The organism is Pseudomonas vanderleydeniana, assembly GCF_014268755.2.
GTDB classification, from domain to species: domain Bacteria; phylum Pseudomonadota; class Gammaproteobacteria; order Pseudomonadales; family Pseudomonadaceae; genus Aquipseudomonas; species Aquipseudomonas vanderleydeniana.
In genome coordinates, this window is record NZ_CP077093.1 from 2,514,243 (window position 1) to 2,530,325 (window position 16,083).

Here is a 16,083-nt window from a genome sequence, read left to right on the forward strand (position 1 = left end):
CATGTGGCCATTCAGAAAGCGGGACGGCGCTGCTGAGCAGTTGATGCAGGAAGCGATCCGGGTGGCCAGGGCATCAGTCGACGGCCAGCAGATCGTCGCCCAGGGTGGTGGTGGCGGCGTCGAAACCCGCTGGCGCGGCGCCTCGCGGATGCTGAGGAGCATGGCCAGCTGGATCCCTGGGCTCGGTAGCCCGCGTCGTGACTTCAACCGGGGCGAGCGCCGGATGCTGGTGGCGCGGTCGCGTGATGCGATGCGCAACCACCTGGTGGCTCGGGCGGCTATCACCCGATTGCGCACCAACGTAGTGGGCACCGGCCTGGTTTGTCGGGCTCAGGTCGACCATGGCGCGCTGGGCCTGACGGAGGAACAGGCCGATGACCTCAACGGTCGGCTCGACCGCCTGTGGTCGTTGTACGCGGACGACCCGCGAGAGTGTGATGCCGAAGCCACGCTCAACCACTATCAACTGCAGGCGCTGGTCCTGGTGTCGTCACTCGTTGGCGGCGACGTGTTGGTGGCCACTCCGGACAAGGAGCGGCCGGGCTGCATCTTCAGCACCCGGCTGCAACTGATCGAGTCCGACCGGGTCGGCAATCCAAACAACGGCCTTGATCAGACGAACCTGGTGGACGGCGTCGAGTTCGACGACCTGGGCGCTCCGGTGGCGTACCACGTTTGCACTGGCTACCCCGGTGAGCATCTCGCCGGCAAGCCGCTGGTCTGGGAGCGGCTGAGCGCCTTCGGTGCCCACACCGGTCGCCGCCGGGTGCTGCATGTGCTGTCTGATAAGGAACGGCCCGGCCAGAAACGTGGGGCTCCCTACTTGGCCCCGGTGCTGGAGCCCCTGCAGAAGTTGGAGCGCTACAGCAGCGCCGAGCTGATGGCGGCGGTGATCTCGGCCATGTTCACCGTGTTCATCAAAAAGGGCTCGGAGTTCCAGAGCGGGAACCTCCCGATGACTGCGCTGAGCGATGAGCAACCCGGCGGCGATGACACCTCCGATGGCGAACTGAGCCTGGGCGAGGGCGCTGTGGTCGACCTGGGCGTCGGTGAGGAGCCGGTGGTGGCCAACCCAGGCCGGCCCAACGCTCAGTTCGACCCGTTCTTCACTGCCGTGGTGAAGGAGATCGGCGCCGCGCTGGAGCTGCCGATGGAGGAGCTGCTGTTGCACTACAGCAGCAGCTACAGCGCCGCCCGTGCAGCGATGCTGCAGGCATGGCGGTTCTACAGCCTACGCCGCTGGTGGCTGGCGTGTGACTTCTGCCAGCCCAGTCGCGAGCTGCTGATTGATGAGGCGGTGGCCAGGGGGATGATCGACCTACCTGGTTACTCCGATCCGGCCAAGCGCAAGGCCTACTGCCAGGCCATCTGGATTGGCCCGGCTCGTGGCGCGATTGACGAACTGAAGGAAGCCAACGCCGCCGGCAAGCGCATCGAGATCGGTGTCAGCAATGAAACGCTGGAAACGGCGGCGATGACTGGCGAACCCTGGCAGCAGGTGTTCCGTCAGCGCGTGCGTGAAGTCGAGCTGCGTCGGGCCAACAACCTGCAGCCGTTGCCCAAGGGCGGGCTTGAAAACCCGCCAGATCCTACCCCCCAAGAGGAATAAGCATGCCGCGAGCACTTGAGCTGGCTGCCTCGCAGCCCTGGCTGATGCTGCCCGACGCGCTGGACAACCTGTTGACCATCTCTGATCGCATGGGCGATCCGATGGCGCTGGCGACCAAGCGTGGCGAGCGGCTGGAAGACACCCGCAAGGTCACGATGCGCAATGGCGTAGCCGTGGTGCCGGTTGTTGGCCCGATCTTCCGCTACGCCAATCTGTTTACCGAGATCAGTGGTGCGACCAGCACCCAGGTCCTGGCAACCGACATCCAGCGAGCCCTGGATGATCCGAAGGTGCGCTCCATCGTACTTAACATCGACAGTCCGGGCGGTGTCGCATCGGGCATCAATGAGCTGGCGGAGATGATCTACGCCGGTCGATCCCGCAAACGCATCGTCGCCTACATCGGTGGCATTGGGGCCAGTGCCGCTTACTGGATCGCCTCGGCAGCCAATGAAATCGTCATCGACGAAGCCAGCCTGGCGGGGAGCATCGGGGTTGTTGTGGAGGCGGTGGTCGAGAACGACGGCGCGAGCGGTCGAAAGCGCTATTCGATCGTCAGCCGCAATGCCCCAAACAAGCGGCCTGACCTCTCCACGGAGGAGGGGCGCGCCAAGCTGGGCGAGACGATCGACGCCCTGGGCGATGTCTTCGTGGCCAAGGTCGCCCGCAACCTGGGGGCTGACCCCGAGAAAGTCCCCGAGATGGGGGACCACGGCGGTCTTCGTGTCGGTGCCGATGCCGTCAAGCACGGTCTGGCCCACCGCACGGGCTCGCTGGAATCCCTGATCACCGAACTGGCCAAGCCGGCCATCAACTCACCAAGGATACACACCATGACCACCGTCAATAGCACGGCAGAACTGCGTACCGCTCTGGCAGCCGGTACTGACCCCAACACCATCGAGATCGCCCAGGCCAGCCAGCCGGATGTCAGCGCGATCCGTACTGAAGCGGCAGTGGCTGAGCGCACCCGTATCAAGGGCATCAACGCGCTGGCCAGCAAGGGCTTCGAGAAGGAGATCGAGGCGGCGATCGACGACGGCAGCTCGGTCGAAGCCACGGCCCTGGTGCTGTTCAAGGCTGCCCAGGATCGCGGCATCTCGTTGAGCGCGATCAAGAACGACGCCCAAGGCGTCACCGGAACCACCCCGAACGCTGACGGCAAAGCGGGCGAACGCAAGGCCGCTGTCAGCTCCATTGTTGCTGGTGCTGCCGGCAAGAACCGCCGTTGAAGGAGATCCCATGAGCAACCCCGAACGCAAATCCTACATCCCGAGCCAGCTCGCGGCAGGTGACTTTCCTGTCGTGATGGAGGCGGTTGTCATCGCTACCGGCCAGCAGCTCAAGCGCGGTTCGGTACTCGGTCAGGTCACGGCCTCCAAGGAGTACGTGCTGTCCAAGACCGCTGCCCAGGACGGGTCGCAGACGCCGTCCGTCATCCTTGATCAGGACGTCGACACCACCGATGGGGCCCGAAGCGCTCCGGTGCGCCTGACCGGCCAGGTGCTGGGCAGCCAACTGGTCCTCGGCGAGGGGCTTTCCCTTGCCATCTTGAAGGTCGCTCTGCGGCCTTTCAGCCTCTTCATTCGTTGATCGGAGACACCATGACTGACATTTTCGACACCCTGACCATGCTGGAAGCCGTCGAGCAGATGACGCTGCCGCGCCGCTTCCTCATGAACACCTTTTTCAACGCGGCGAACCCCGAGACCTTTGGCACCGAGGCGGTGACCATCGACATCATCAAGGGCCAGCGCAAAATGGCGCCGTTCGTTCACCCGAGCCTTCCCGGTAGCGTTTCGCTGCGCAAGGGTATGGAGAGCGCGACCTACAAGCCTCCCTATATCCAGCCCAAGCGGCCGACCCGAGCAGAGCAGATTCTGAAGCGTGCGGCGGGTGATAACCCGTTCTCGGCACGTAGTCCTGCCGAGCGTGCAGGTGAGATGCTCGGTCGCGACCTGGTGGATCTCGACGAAGAGATCACCCGCAGCGAGGAGTGGATGTGTGCCCAGGCGCTCACCACCGGCCGCGTCCGTGTGGTCGGTGAGGGTGTGGATGACACTATCGACTTCCTCATGGAGGACAGCCACAAGGTGACCCTGGCCAGCGGTCGCTGGAACACCTCCGGCTCTGACCCCATTGCCAACCTGCGGCAGTGGCGGCGCCTGATTGCCAAGGACAGTGGCCGCTCGGCCAACGTCGCGGTGTTCAGTGGTGAGGCGCAGGACGCATTCCAAGGCAACGAGCTGGTGATGAAGCAACTCAACACCCGCCGTGTGGACATGGGGATGATCAAGCCGGAGGAGCTTCCTGATGGGGTCACTTACCTCGGCTACCTGAACGATCCGGGCCTCGACATCTACACCTACGACGAGTGGGTGGTGCCCGAGGACGGTCAGGCTCAGCCGATCATTCCGGCGGGGGGGCTGATCCTCGGTTCCACTTCCACGCGCAACGCCATGCTGTACGCCGCGATTCAGGACATCGAGGCCATCGAGAGCGGCCTGGTGGAAGCGGCCCGCTTTCCGAAGAGCTGGGTCACCCAAGAGCCGAGCGTGCGTTGGCTGAAGCTGCAAGCAGCTCCTCTGGCCGCCCTGCTCGAACCGAACGCTTTCCTCTATGCAAAGGTGGTGTGACATGGCCAAAGTCGAGTACATGGTGGTTGATGGCAGCATTCAGGACGGCAAGAAAGTCTATGTGAAGGGGGAGGTGTACGTGGCTCCCTCCACTGAGATCCGGGATCTGTTGCTGGATGAAGGCAAGATCGTGGCTCGCGGGAAGCTGGATCCATCTACTGCGCGGTCTTCCGGCCGTAGCCAGCAGACCGGCGGCTCCCAGGCTCCTGGCGGGGCTCAGGGTGGCCAGGCAGGTGGCGGCGCTGCCGGCGGTGACGACAACGACGATGACTCGGGCGGGGACGACTGATCATGGCCTTTCGTGACCAGGTGGCGTTCATGGACGAGGCGCTGCTGGACGTCCTGGGCGATGAAGCCGAGATCGAGGGGGTCGAAGGTCCGGTACGCGGGTTTCTCTCCGTGCCGTGGCAGCAACCGAAGGTCGGCACCATCAATACCGGTCTTCGGCAGCCTGTCTACTCGGTTCGCGTCGGTGATGCCAATGGCATCAAGGAAGGCCAGCACCTGGTTTGCGCGTTGGATCCCGAGGACGGTGGCGGTCGGTATGTCATCGCCAAGCGGGAGCCCGATGGTACTGGCTGGGTCAACTTCATCCTGCGGGAGGTGCGATGAGCGTTGGAAGCTACTACAGGCAGACATCCCGAGAGGGGCTGATCACGCTGCAGGCTAACGCCCGGCATGTTCAGGGGTTTGACCAGTTCACGGAACTGGCGCCCAAGGCCATCACCGCCGCACAACGTCGTGCGATCAACAAGACGTTGGGTTGGCTGCGAACCCACATTGCCCGGTCGGTAGGCCAGCAGGAGCGTATTGCCATTTCGGCGGTACGGCAGCGCCTGAAGGCTTACCGGGCGGGGAGTAACAGTCAGGGCAAGCTCTGGTTTGGCCTCAATCCCATTGAGGCTAGCCGGGCGGGGAGGCCCCGACAGTCGCGCACAGGCGTGTCTGTTGCAGGACGGCGCTATGCGGGGGCTTTCTACAAACAGGTGTATGGAGACAAGCCAGATATCTGGATACGGACGGCGAGCCGGCATTTCAGGGCGAGCGACTATCCGGAGAGTGTGATATCTGCGTCGGGAAGACCCCGCTCGGGCTGGATTGCCGAGAATGACAGCCGCTATCCGTTGGCCAAGGCCAAGATCTCGTTAGCAGAGGTCCGGCCGCACTTTGAGTCATGGACGAATCGAGCCCACCAGCGGCTGCTGGTGGTCATGGCACAGGAACTCAACTTTGAACTGCAGAAGCTTTTAGGGAGGGTTCGCAATGCTTGATGATCCGATCCCGCTCGGGCGGGTTTACGGCGCAATCGAAGCGGGCATCTACGATGCCATCCCCGGTTTGGCGTATGTGGGCACGATGCCCGGTCACCTTGAGACCATCGCGGTGCCGGCCGTCGTGCTGGAACTGTCTGGTTTCGAGCCGGCAGACCACGATCCTGGCACGGGTGAGGTGGCGATTGACGCGCGCTTTGAGGCGCGGGTCATCGTGGGGGTCGAGAACGACGATCACCTGCATGTTGCAGCGTTTGTGGCGGCTCAGTTGGCTGTCCTGTTGCGCATTCAGACCTGGGGTATCGAGGTCGAGCCCGCACAGTTCGTGCGTGCTGAACGCGACTGGAGCCGTCCGGAGCTGGATAACATGGCGGTGTGGGTCGTCGAATGGACGCAGGTCATCTACCTCGGCGAAGAGGAGTGGCCGTGGCCGATTGAGCCTGGAGGCAAACCGATGGTGCCAGGCCCTGACGGTACGCCGGTCGACCTTGGGGATCCTGTATGAGCTACGTCTCTGCGCAGCACGACCGGATGATTGCCGATCTGGTGCTGCCTTGCTTTGTTGTTGCAGTTGATCTGGAGGCTGGCAAAGTGCGGGTTTCCGATGGCGACGGCTGGTCCAGCGCCTGGGTGAAATGGCATTCGCAGGCGGCAGGCAAGGCGCGGCACTGGCGGGCGCCAAGCCTGAATGAGGAGGGCATCTTGTTCAGTCCGAGCGGGGATCCGGCCCAAGGGACCTTTGTGCCGGGCCTGTACGGCAAGGCGGGTCCGCAGGCGGACAATCGTGATCACGTCGAGGTCTGGCGCTTCGATGATGGCGGCAGCCTGGTCTACGACTGGCAGGCCAACAGCTACACCATCGAGTTGCCGGCCGGGACGGTCACGGTCAAGGTCGGTGGCTCGCAGCTTCAGGTCACGCCTGATCAGATCAGCGTACTGTCGAGCAAGATCGACCTGGTGGGCGCTGTCACGATCAAGGGCAAGCTCGACACCACCGGCAACATCACCAGCGCTGGCTCGATCATGGATACGACCGGCAACAGCCCTAACCACAAACACTGACACTTACCTATCAACCAGCCCGCCGCGTGCGGTTTTTTTCGTTTCTGGAGCATCCCATGAGCAAATCGAGCCCCGTTGTGCCGCCCGATTCGGCAGAGGGCCAGGCAGTGGCCCCTGACACTGTCAGCGCGGCAATCGCCGTCGGCCCCGCGCGTGTCTTTCGCGACAAGGTCTACACCTCGCGCACGCTCGTCATGTCGGACGGCAGCACCATCCCCGTCGCCCGTGGCCGTGTCAGCGCGGCCGGCGACGATCAATACGCCTTCCTGAAGGCCCACCCCGAGTTCGAACCCCTGCAGGAGTAATCGCGATGATCGGAATGGATCGCCGTACCGGCTTGCCCCTTTCCGATCGTGAACACCTTGTGCAGTCGATCGGGGACATCGTGACGACGCCGATCGGCAGCCGGCGGCAGCGCCCGGAGTACGGCTGCGACCTGCGCCGCTTTGTCGATCTGCCAGTCAACGATGGCTGGAAAAGCGCCGTACAGGCCGAGATCGCCCGTGCGCTGGCGCGGTGGGAGCCTCGTTTCAAGCTGGAGCGGGTGAGGGTTCTTGCTGTGTTGGGTGGCCAGATCTCGCTGCAGCTGGCCGGTCAGTACCTGGGCGATAGTCTGCTGATGGAGGTGGCCGCGTGAGTATTGTTGATTTGTCGACGCTTCCTGCACCGCAGGTGCTTGAGAGCCTGGATTTCGAGGAGGTGTATCAGGCCGACCTCGGCACCTTCCGGTTGTACATGGGGGAGAACTGGACCGCGCAACTGGAGAGCGACCCGGTCCTTAAGCTGCTGGAAGTCGGTGCCTATCGTAAGGTCGGCAATCGGGCCCGGGTCAACGATGCGGCAAGGTCGTTGCTGCTGGCCCATGCAAAGCGTGGTGACCTCGATCAGTTGGCCGCCAATGTCCGACTGCAGCGCCTGGTTGTCCAGGCCGAGGATCTGGCAGCGGTGCCTCCCGTCGAGCAGGTCCTGGAAGATGACGATGCACTGCGCGAACGGATCCAGCTCGTTTACGAGGGTCTGACCACGGCGGGGCCGCGTAGCAGCTACATCCTGCATGCCCGCAATGCTTCCGGCCAGGTGGCCGACGCTGAGGCGCAAAGCCCGTCGCCGGCGGTGGTGGTGGTCACGGTGCTGGCCCTGGCCGGCGAGGGGGTTGCTGGCCAGGATCTGCTGGATACGGTGCATACGGCACTGAGTGACGAGGATGTCCGACCGCTGGGTGACCGGGTGTTGGTTCAGGCTGCTGAGATCCTGCGGTACCGGATCGATGCTGTGGTGCACATGGCCGGTTCCGGATCTGAAAACGAGGCGATCCTGGCCGAGTGCCAGCGGCGCCTTGCTGCCTGGATCAACCCCCGGCGTCGGCTGGGCGTCGAAGTGTCGCGATCGGCGGTCGACGCGCAGTTGCACATCAGCGGTGTGCGTAAGGTCGAGCTGGCCAACTGGGTGGATATCACGCCGAGCCGGTCGCAGGCGGCGTACTGCACGGGCTTCAACGTTGTGATGGGGGAGAGCTGATGGACAGTCTTCTCCCGAACAACAGCACCGAGCTGGAGCGTGCCATCGAGGCCGCTGCTGACGAGGTCGTCGAGGTTCCCCTGCGCACCCTGTACAACCCTGATACCTGCCCGGCGCACCTGCTGTACCAGCTTGCTTGGGCTTGGTCGGTGGATCGCTGGGATAACGCCTGGCCCGAGGCGACCAAGCGAGCGGTGTGCCGATCGGCGTTCTTTGTGCACTCGCGCAAAGGCACGATCGGCGCGATCCGGCGCGTTGTCGAGCCGCTGGGCTTTCTGCTGAAGGTCACCGAGTGGTGGCAGACCCAGCCCATGGGCGAGCCCGCGACCTTCGCTCTGGAGGTCGGTGTACTAGACACCGGCATCACCGAAGACATGTACACCGAGCTGACGGCGTTGATCGATGACGCCAAACCAGTCAGCCGGCACATGTCATCGCTGAACATCAGCCTGCAGAGCCCCGTCACCTGCGTTGTCGGTGTCATGGCCTACGACGGCGACGAGCTTGATGTTTACCCCTGGGAAAACCCCGATATCGACGTGCAGGTGCTGGGCACCTACGGCGTCCACACAATCACGAATGACGAACAGGACGTGTACCTGAATGGTTAACCAAAACTCCATCTTTGGCGGCATGCTGACGAATGCCGGTGCCGCCAAGAAAACCAACTGCGATGCCTTGGGCATCCCCTGGCAGCCGAGCCATATGCTGATCGGTGATGCCAATGGCACTGACCCGGTGCCGTCACCCACGCAGGCCAAGCTGATCAACCAGGTCTATCGGGCCCCGCTCAATCAGCTGTACGTGTCTCCGACCGACGCGAATGTGTTGGTTGCGGAACTGGTGCTGCCTCCGGACGTCGGGGGCTGGTGGATCCGCGAATTGGCCCTGGAGGATATCGACGGCGTGTTCTCGGCCGTGGCGAACTGCGCGCCGAGTTACAAGCCGCTGCTGGTCCAGGGCTCGGGCCGCAACCAGGTCGTGCGGATGCACATCGTCACCAGCAACACGGCGAACATTCAGCTCAAGATTGACCCGGCGGTGGTGCTGGCAACGCGCGAGTATGTCGACACCTCGATTGTCGCGGCGCTGAACAAGCAGGACTTCAAGCACTCGGTGCAGGTGGCGACCACCGCGCAGATCGCGCTGAGTGGCCTGCAGACGGTCGACGGTGTAGCGCTGGCGGCCGGTGCTCGGGTGCTGGTCAAGGATCAGGCTGCTGGCAAGGAAAACGGTATCTACCTGGTGGCGGCAGGGGCATGGCCCCGTGCGGCCGATGCCGATACGAGCATCGAGGTCACGCCCGGGTTATTTGTGCATGTCGAGCAGGGTGTTGCCAGTGGCGACAGCGTCTGGCAACTGATCACCGATGCGCCGATCACACTGGGTACCACGCCATTGGCGTTCGAGATGATCGCCGGACGGACAGGGGTTACTGCTGGCACCTACACGAAACTGACCGTGGATAAAAACGGCCGGGTCATCGCGGGTACGAGCCCGACGACGCTGGCCGGCTACGGTATCACCGATGCATACAGCAAGACCGAGGTCGATTCCAAGGTCGCGCAGGCTTCCTCGCTGCCGCTTGGCTCGATGGTGGCGTTTCCCAAGGGAACGGTACCGCCCGGTTTTCTGGAGCTAGATGGCAGCGTGCAGAGTACTGCGACCTATCCGGATCTGGCCGCTTACCTCGGTACATCGTTCAACAAGGGCGATGAGGGAGCTGGTAACTTCCGGCTGCCTGATTCTCGCGGTGAGTTCCTGCGTGGTTGGGATCATGGCCGTGGGGTTGATGCTGGGCGCGGTATTGGCACCTGGCAGGCGGATCAGTTCAAAGCGCACTCCCACGGTCTGAAAACGAAAGAGGCGGCTGCAGGTGGTGGCTTCACCACTATGTATTCGTCGGGGACTCAACTGGATGATGGTTCCGCATATATCCAGCTCCAAGGTGGTACTGAAACCCGGCCGCGTAACTTGGCTGTGATGTGGTGCATCAAGGCCTGGAACGCGCCGATCAACCAAGGGAATATCGACATTGCTGCACTTGCGGCGCAAATCACCCAGGGGATCCAGATGATCCCGGTTGATTTTGCATCCGGCTTCATCATGTCGATGAATGCTACCTCACCCCTAAGTGTTGTCGACTTTGGTCCTGGGCGCGCACGAGGGTCTGGCAGTGCTGCCTGGTCTGAATCAGTAATCAGTTGCGTGTTGCAGTCGGCTGGTGCCTGGTCGGCGGGTTCTGGAGGTAACAAGCTTGACGTAGGTGGCCGAGCTGCTGGCGCCTGGTATCACGCTTACGTGATCCGAAAGGTGGTAGGAGGAGAGAGGGACATGCTGCTGTCCAGCTCGATGACACCTTCTGTACCGAATGGCTATGAACTGGTGCTCCGACTTCGCGGGCGGTCGATCAAGACCGACGCCACAGGCAATATTGTCCCGTTCCTCAACTACGGTCGTAGCACTGACTTCAAGACGTTGCAGCGTGATATGCGGATTACCGGTGGTGTCACTCGCAGCACAACAGTAACGGTGAGCGTCCCTCCAGGTGTTTCCGTTGTGTCTCGGCATTACGCTGCTGTAACGGCTGAAAACTGCGTGATCCTCGTCCGGTCTCCTGATGCAGATGAAGCTGTATTGGGGGGTATTGCGAACAACGTGACCAATTCCTACGCCGGAGGCATTGGTACCGGTAACTCTGCGTTAGCTGGTGAGAACTTGGCTGCTTACTGTGAGTCACGCACGAACACCGCTGGACAGGTTGTTGCGCAGGTCTACGTCGGTGGAGGCTACACGCTGGTGGAGGCCTGGCTGTACACCCAAGGCTGGACTGAGGAGTAAACCATGCCATACGTACAACGTGATGCGGAGGGGCTTGTGGTCGGTGAGTTCGAGAATCGCCAGGCCGGTTTCGCTGAGGAGTGGCTGTCAGTTGAGGAGCTGGAGCTGTTGCAGGTCGATACCTCGGCGACAACAGAGCGAGCCTGGCGGGACTCTGAACTTGCGAAGCAAGTCTGGCTGCGTGACCGTCACCGCGATCAGATTGAGCTTGGCGTGGCAACGACATTGACAGCCGATCAGTTCGCTGAGCTGTTGGCTTACATCCAGGATTTGCGCGATTGGCCGCAGTCGCCAGACTTCCCCGATCAGGCGAAGCGGCCGGTCGCCCCAGTCTGGGATGTTGATCAGGCCGAATAACCGCCCTGCATTGTTGGGGCACTTTTTTACCCGCTTCTAAACCCCTCATGGCCCCGCACTGCGGGGCTTTGTCGTTTCTGGAGAACAGCTTATGAGTTTCTTCCACGGCGTTACCGTCACGAACGTCGACACCGGCAGCCGCACCATTTCTTTGCCGTCGTCCTCGATCATCGGTCTTGTCGACACCTTCACCCCGGCGCCGGAGTACACCGCGCAGCCGAATGATCTGGTGCTGATCACCCGCGAGAGTGAGGCGATCGCGGCCTGGGGGCCTGACGCGGCGATCACGAAAGCCTGCCAGGCGATCTACCAGCGTGCGAAGGCGGTCATCGTCGCCTGTGGCGTGGCGAAGGTCGCCGACGCGGCCCAGCAGACCTCGGCGATCATCGGCGGCGTTCTGGCCGACGGCAAGCGAACCGGCCTGCAGGCGCTGCTCGACGGCAAGAGTCGTTTCAACGCCCAGCCGCGGTTGCTGATCACCCCGAAGCACAGCTCGGCCCTGCCGGTCGGTACCGCTTTGATTGGCCTGGCAGACAAGCTGCGTGGCCTGGCGATCCTCGACGGGCCAAACACCACCGACGAAGCAGTACAGGCCTACGCCAAGAACTTCGGTGCCAAGCGTGCCTACCTGGTAGACCCCGGTGTTCAGTACTGGGACACCACCGCCAGTGCCACGGTTGATGCCCCAGCCTCGGCCTGGGTCGCTGGGCTGTTCGCCTGGACTGACAGCGAGTACGGCTTCTGGGCATCGCCGTCGAACAAGGAGTTCACCGGCATCACTGGCACGACCCGCCCGATCGAGTTCCTCGACGGCGACGAAACCTGCCGTGCCAACCTGCTGAACAACGCGAACATCGCCACGATCATTCGTGATGACGGCTACCGCCTGTGGGGCAACCGAACCCTGTCGAGCGATCCGAAATGGGCGTTTGTCACCCGCGTGCGGACCATGGACATTGTCATGGACGCGATCCTGTACGGGCACAAGTGGGCGGTCGACCGCTCGATCACCGCGACCTACGTCAAGGACGTAACCGAAGGCCTGCAGGCGTTCATGCGCGACCTGAAGAACCAGGGCGCGATCATCAATTTCGAGGTCTATGCCGATCCGGATCGCAACACGGCCTCCCAGCTCGAACAGGGCAAGGTGTACTGGGTCATTCGCTTTACCGATGTCCCGCCTGCCGAAAACCCCAACTTCCTCGTCGAAGTCACGAACCAGTGGCTGACCGAAGTCCTCGATACCGCCGCCTAAGGAGCGACCCACATCATGGCAATGATTCCCGAAACCCTGTCGAACCTGAACCTGTTTGTGGACGGTGTGAGCTTCCAGGGCGATGTCCCCAGTCTGACCCTCCCGAAACTGACCCTGAAAATGGACGAACACCGGGGCGGTGGCATGGACGTGCCGATCGAGCTGGAAATGGGCATGGAAAAGCAGGAGGCCGGCTTTACCACGACCGGCGTTCGGCGCGAGTCGCTGAAGTTCTTCGGCCTGGCCGATGGCTCGGCCTTCAACGGCACGTTCCGGGGTGCCTACAAGGGGCTCAAGGGCAAGATCACCCCGGTGATTGTCACCCTTCGCGGCACCCTGAAAGAGGTCGACATGGGCGACTGGAAGCCCGGCGACAAGGCCGAGATCAAGCACTCGGTGGCGCTCATCTACTACCGGCTCGAAGTAGACGGTCGCGAGATCTACGAGATCGATGCGCTCGGCATGAAGCGCACCATCAACGGTGTCGACCAACTCGCGGCAACGCGTCAGGCACTGGGCCTGTAACCACTGTCCCTCTATCCGTAAGGAAACAATTCAATGAGCAAGAAAGTTCCTACCTACCTCGAGATCGATGCCGATCGCGTTGTTGTGAAACTGAGCAAACCCGCCGAGGCCAATGGCATCCGGGTCGATACCCTGGTGATGCGAGCCCCGACCGTACGTGACGTGCGTGCCGCCCAAGCCACCGCCAATGGCGATGATGAGGTGCGCGAGCTGAACCTGTTTTCCTCGCTGGCTGAGATCCATGTGAAGGATCTCGAAGCGCTCCCGCTGAAGGACTACAACCGTCTGCAGGCCGGCTATTTTCGTCTGGTGCAAGACGACGAGCTTTGATCCTGGCACGCAAAAGCGGCTGGCCAAACGGCTGGCCGCCGAGCTGGGCTTCTCGGCAGCCGAGATTTCGGTGATGCCGTGGAGCGACATGATTTGGTGGCTCACGGATTGAGCCTGCAGGAGGTGACGCATGGCGCGTTTGGCGATTGCGTTGGAAATTGGCGGTGCCGTGGCGTCGTCGCTCGGCGCCGCCTTTGGTACTGCCCAGGGCCACATCAAGAAACTGGAAGACGCGGGCAGCAAGGCGAAGGTGTTGAAGAACACCATCGGCGAAACGATCAAGCTGCGGGACGAGTGGAAGCGTGCCCATGACAGCGGGGCCGCATCCGCCGCAGGGCTGTTGCGCAAGCTGGAGGGCAATCTTGATGCCCTAAAGCGGCAGGGCGTCGAAGTCGGGCGCCTGTCACGTGAGTACCAGCGTCTCGGCCGCGAGGTGAAAGCGGCGGAAATGCAGGAGAAGGGCCGGCAGCAGATCGACTCGGGCAGGTCCATGCTCAAGTCGACGGTGGGGGCCGCCGTCGTGGGTGTCGGTATGGCCGCGATCCCGACGAAGGTCAGCGCGGACTACCAGGCGATCGTCCGCGACATCGCGATCAAGGCGGATGTCGCGAACAAGCCCGAGGAAGCGCAACTGACACGGACAGTCCTCGACACGTCGAAAGACACGGGCATGTCTCGTAATGACGTGGCCGACCTGGTCAACCAACTCGTTGGCGCCGGCATGGAGCTGGACAAGGCCTTGTCCTACGCACCGATCGCGGCGAAGTTCGCGGTCGGCCAGGGGGCCAGCGGCGTCGACACGGCGTCGATGATCATGGCGCTGCAGCAGAACGCCAAGATCAACGACCCGAAGGTGATGCAGCAGGCGCTGGAGGCGATCGCGTATCAAGGCCAGGCGGGTAGCTTCGAAGCGTCGGACATGGCCCGCTGGTTCCCCCAGTTGCTGGCGAGCATGGAGAAGAACGGCAGCACCGGCCTGGACGCGGTGACGTCGCTTGGCTCGATGCTGCAGGTACAGATGAAAACCGCCGGTAGTTCTGACGAGGCGGCGAACAACTTCAAGAACTGGGTCGAGAAGATCGGCGCGGGTGATGTGGTCAAGGCCTACAAGGATGCGGGCATCGACTATCAGGCCTCCCTGAACACGGGCATCCAGAAAGGGATGTCGACGATTGAGTCGTCGATGGCCCTGGCCATGAAGTACGTCGAGGCCACGGATCCGGCCAAGGCCAAAAAGATCAAGGACGCGAAGGCGGCGATCAGCAAGGAAGCGGATCCGGAGAAGGCGAAAGCGGCTTTGGATGCCCTGGAGAAGACCTTGCGTACCGGTGACTTGTTTGCCGACATGCAGGTCAAGGCCGCGCTGACTGCGTATTCGCAGAACAAGGACCTCTACACCCAGCTCAAGAGTGATTCGGCCAATGCCACCGGGATTCTGGATAAGAACCTGGCGGAGCGCCGGGAGACGTCCTCGCAGATGTGGGCCGAGACGATGCAGTCGATCAACGACAGCATGCGTAGTGTCGGTGATGCCATCCGGCCGGCTACTGACAAGGTCGCGGAGGGCATCACGTTCGTGGCCAAGAAGCTGACAGAGCTGTCGGACAGTTCGCCCAAGGTTGTCATGGGCATCGCCGGCATCACGGCGGCGGTCGGTGGGCTGATCACCCTGTACAGCACGGCGAAGATTGGTCGCGGCATGCTGAATGTGGTTCGCGGCCGACGCGGTCGTGGTGCTGCAGCTGGTGACGGCGAGGTGCCACAGACCGGTAACAAGGTGGTCGACGCAGGCCTGGGCGCGTTGGGCAAGGTGCTCGGGAACGGTGCTGCGAACGACGTCGGTGCCGCTCTCGGCGAGCCGCAGCGGGTTTTCGTTGTGAACGCCCGGGAGATCGGCGGCATCGGGTCCACTGGTGGTGTAGGCGAGCCTGGAGGGCGCCGCCGTCGCGGTCGTCGGCGCCGGGGCGGGCGTGGTGTGGGTGCTGCGGTTGCTGGGGCGGCAACGATCGTCCCGGTCGCTGCAGAGGCTGGCCGGATGGGGCGGGTCGTCGGGGCGCTGAAAGGGGCTTCGAAGGTCGCGGCGAAGCTGCCCGGCGGCAAGATCGTTGACGCCGGTATGTCTGTCCTCGATACCGCGCTCAACGCCAAAACCCAGGACGAAAAAGCCGAGGGCTACGGTGGTGCAGCAGGCGGGTTGGCCGGCGCCCTGGCCGGTGGTGCTGCAGGTGCGGCGATTGGCTCTGTGGTGCCGATCATTGGTACCGCGATCGGCGGCGCGATCGGTGCGGCGCTGGGCGGCATGGGCGGCGAGGGCCTGGGTAGCTGGCTCGGCAAGAAGTGGTTCGGTGAAGACGAGCAGGTCGCTGATGCGGAGAAGGCCAAGGCGGCAGCACCTGGTGATATCGCTCGCTCGATCGCGGCGACCGCACCGGCACCGACGGCGCCGGTCGTGGCCCAGGCGTTGGAGCAGGCTAAGCCGAGCCAATCGCCCCGGGTCGACCAGCAGTTTTCGTACGCGCCGAACCTGCAGGTCACTGTACAGGGCGATGCCAAGGATCCGGATCAGCTGTTCCGCTCTCTTGAATCGCGGCTCCGGAGTAGTTGGGAGCAGTGGTCGCGGGAGTCGATGTCTCGGCAGTCGGCCGGCCAGTTGTTCGATGAACCCCATGTTTAAGGAGG

The 16,083-nt window shown here is 62.9% G+C and carries 19 protein-coding genes; all 19 read left to right on the top strand.

What is annotated here, in order from left to right; translation table 11 throughout:
• Nucleotide 1: 1 nt before the first annotated feature.
• The 19 genes from HU752_RS11405 (at nucleotide 2) to HU752_RS11495 (ending at nucleotide 16,078) form a co-directional block, all read left to right on the top strand.
• On the top strand, nucleotides 2–1,609 hold the full coding sequence (locus HU752_RS11405) for a phage portal protein (protein ID WP_186680668.1): 1,608 nt from the start codon (nucleotides 2–4) through the stop codon (nucleotides 1,607–1,609).
• Between the two features lie 2 nt (nucleotides 1,610–1,611).
• Nucleotides 1,612–2,841: a S49 family peptidase gene (locus tag HU752_RS11410; protein WP_186680666.1), complete on the top strand. Its 1,230-nt coding sequence runs from the start codon at nucleotides 1,612–1,614 to the stop codon at nucleotides 2,839–2,841.
• 10 nt (nucleotides 2,842–2,851) lie between these two features.
• Complete coding sequence (locus HU752_RS11415) at nucleotides 2,852–3,202, top strand: head decoration protein (RefSeq protein ID WP_186680664.1); 351 nt, start codon at nucleotides 2,852–2,854, stop codon at nucleotides 3,200–3,202.
• 11 nt (nucleotides 3,203–3,213) lie between these two features.
• On the top strand, nucleotides 3,214–4,245 hold the full coding sequence (locus tag HU752_RS11420) for a major capsid protein (protein ID WP_186680662.1): 1,032 nt from the start codon (nucleotides 3,214–3,216) through the stop codon (nucleotides 4,243–4,245).
• A gap of 1 nt (nucleotide 4,246) precedes the next feature.
• Complete coding sequence (locus HU752_RS11425; RefSeq protein WP_186680660.1) at nucleotides 4,247–4,534, top strand: hypothetical protein; 288 nt, start codon at nucleotides 4,247–4,249, stop codon at nucleotides 4,532–4,534.
• A 2-nt stretch (nucleotides 4,535–4,536) separates the two neighbouring features.
• The gene (locus tag HU752_RS11430; protein WP_186680658.1) at nucleotides 4,537–4,857 is read left to right on the top strand and encodes a head-tail joining protein; all 321 of its coding nucleotides are present in this window, start codon (nucleotides 4,537–4,539) and stop codon (nucleotides 4,855–4,857) included.
• Nucleotides 4,854–5,516, top strand: coding sequence for a hypothetical protein (locus HU752_RS11435; RefSeq protein ID WP_186680655.1), 663 nt, complete (start codon nucleotides 4,854–4,856; stop codon nucleotides 5,514–5,516). The genes HU752_RS11430 and HU752_RS11435 overlap by 4 nt, the downstream gene beginning before the upstream one ends.
• Nucleotides 5,509–6,021 (top strand): hypothetical protein, encoded by a 513-nt coding sequence (locus tag HU752_RS11440; RefSeq protein WP_186680652.1) that lies wholly within the window; start codon nucleotides 5,509–5,511, stop codon nucleotides 6,019–6,021. The genes HU752_RS11435 and HU752_RS11440 overlap by 8 nt, the downstream gene beginning before the upstream one ends.
• Entirely contained in the window at nucleotides 6,018–6,578 is a 561-nt protein-coding gene (locus HU752_RS11445) for a phage baseplate assembly protein V (RefSeq protein WP_186680649.1), read from the top strand. The genes HU752_RS11440 and HU752_RS11445 overlap by 4 nt, the downstream gene beginning before the upstream one ends.
• Nucleotides 6,579–6,634: 56 nt before the next feature.
• A complete protein-coding gene (locus HU752_RS11450; RefSeq protein WP_186680835.1) occupies nucleotides 6,635–6,883 on the top strand; it encodes a hypothetical protein in 249 nt (82 codons plus the stop codon).
• Nucleotides 6,884–6,888: 5 nt separating this feature from the next.
• The gene (locus HU752_RS11455; protein ID WP_186680646.1) at nucleotides 6,889–7,215 is read left to right on the top strand and encodes a GPW/gp25 family protein; all 327 of its coding nucleotides are present in this window, start codon (nucleotides 6,889–6,891) and stop codon (nucleotides 7,213–7,215) included.
• Entirely contained in the window at nucleotides 7,212–8,096 is an 885-nt protein-coding gene (locus HU752_RS11460; RefSeq protein ID WP_186680642.1) for a baseplate assembly protein, read from the top strand. The genes HU752_RS11455 and HU752_RS11460 overlap by 4 nt, the downstream gene beginning before the upstream one ends.
• Nucleotides 8,096–8,707, top strand: a complete 612-nt coding sequence (locus HU752_RS11465) for a phage tail protein I (protein ID WP_186680640.1) — start codon at nucleotides 8,096–8,098, stop codon at nucleotides 8,705–8,707. The genes HU752_RS11460 and HU752_RS11465 overlap by 1 nt, the downstream gene beginning before the upstream one ends.
• A complete protein-coding gene (locus HU752_RS11470; protein WP_186680637.1) occupies nucleotides 8,700–10,937 on the top strand; it encodes a phage tail-collar fiber domain-containing protein in 2,238 nt (745 codons plus the stop codon). Before HU752_RS11465 ends, HU752_RS11470 begins: the two co-directional genes overlap by 8 nt.
• A gap of 3 nt (nucleotides 10,938–10,940) precedes the next feature.
• On the top strand, nucleotides 10,941–11,294 hold the full coding sequence (locus tag HU752_RS11475; RefSeq protein WP_186680634.1) for a phage tail assembly chaperone: 354 nt from the start codon (nucleotides 10,941–10,943) through the stop codon (nucleotides 11,292–11,294).
• A 91-nt stretch (nucleotides 11,295–11,385) separates the two neighbouring features.
• Nucleotides 11,386–12,549 (top strand): phage tail sheath subtilisin-like domain-containing protein, encoded by a 1,164-nt coding sequence (locus HU752_RS11480; RefSeq protein ID WP_186680631.1) that lies wholly within the window; start codon nucleotides 11,386–11,388, stop codon nucleotides 12,547–12,549.
• Nucleotides 12,550–12,564: 15 nt separating this feature from the next.
• Nucleotides 12,565–13,074 (top strand): phage major tail tube protein, encoded by a 510-nt coding sequence (locus tag HU752_RS11485; RefSeq protein ID WP_186680628.1) that lies wholly within the window; start codon nucleotides 12,565–12,567, stop codon nucleotides 13,072–13,074.
• Between the two features lie 33 nt (nucleotides 13,075–13,107).
• Complete coding sequence (locus HU752_RS11490) at nucleotides 13,108–13,404, top strand: phage tail assembly protein (RefSeq protein WP_186680625.1); 297 nt, start codon at nucleotides 13,108–13,110, stop codon at nucleotides 13,402–13,404.
• Nucleotides 13,405–13,534: 130 nt separating this feature from the next.
• A complete protein-coding gene (locus HU752_RS11495) occupies nucleotides 13,535–16,078 on the top strand; it encodes a phage tail tape measure protein (RefSeq protein ID WP_186680622.1) in 2,544 nt (847 codons plus the stop codon).
• Nucleotides 16,079–16,083: the final 5 nt, after the last annotated feature.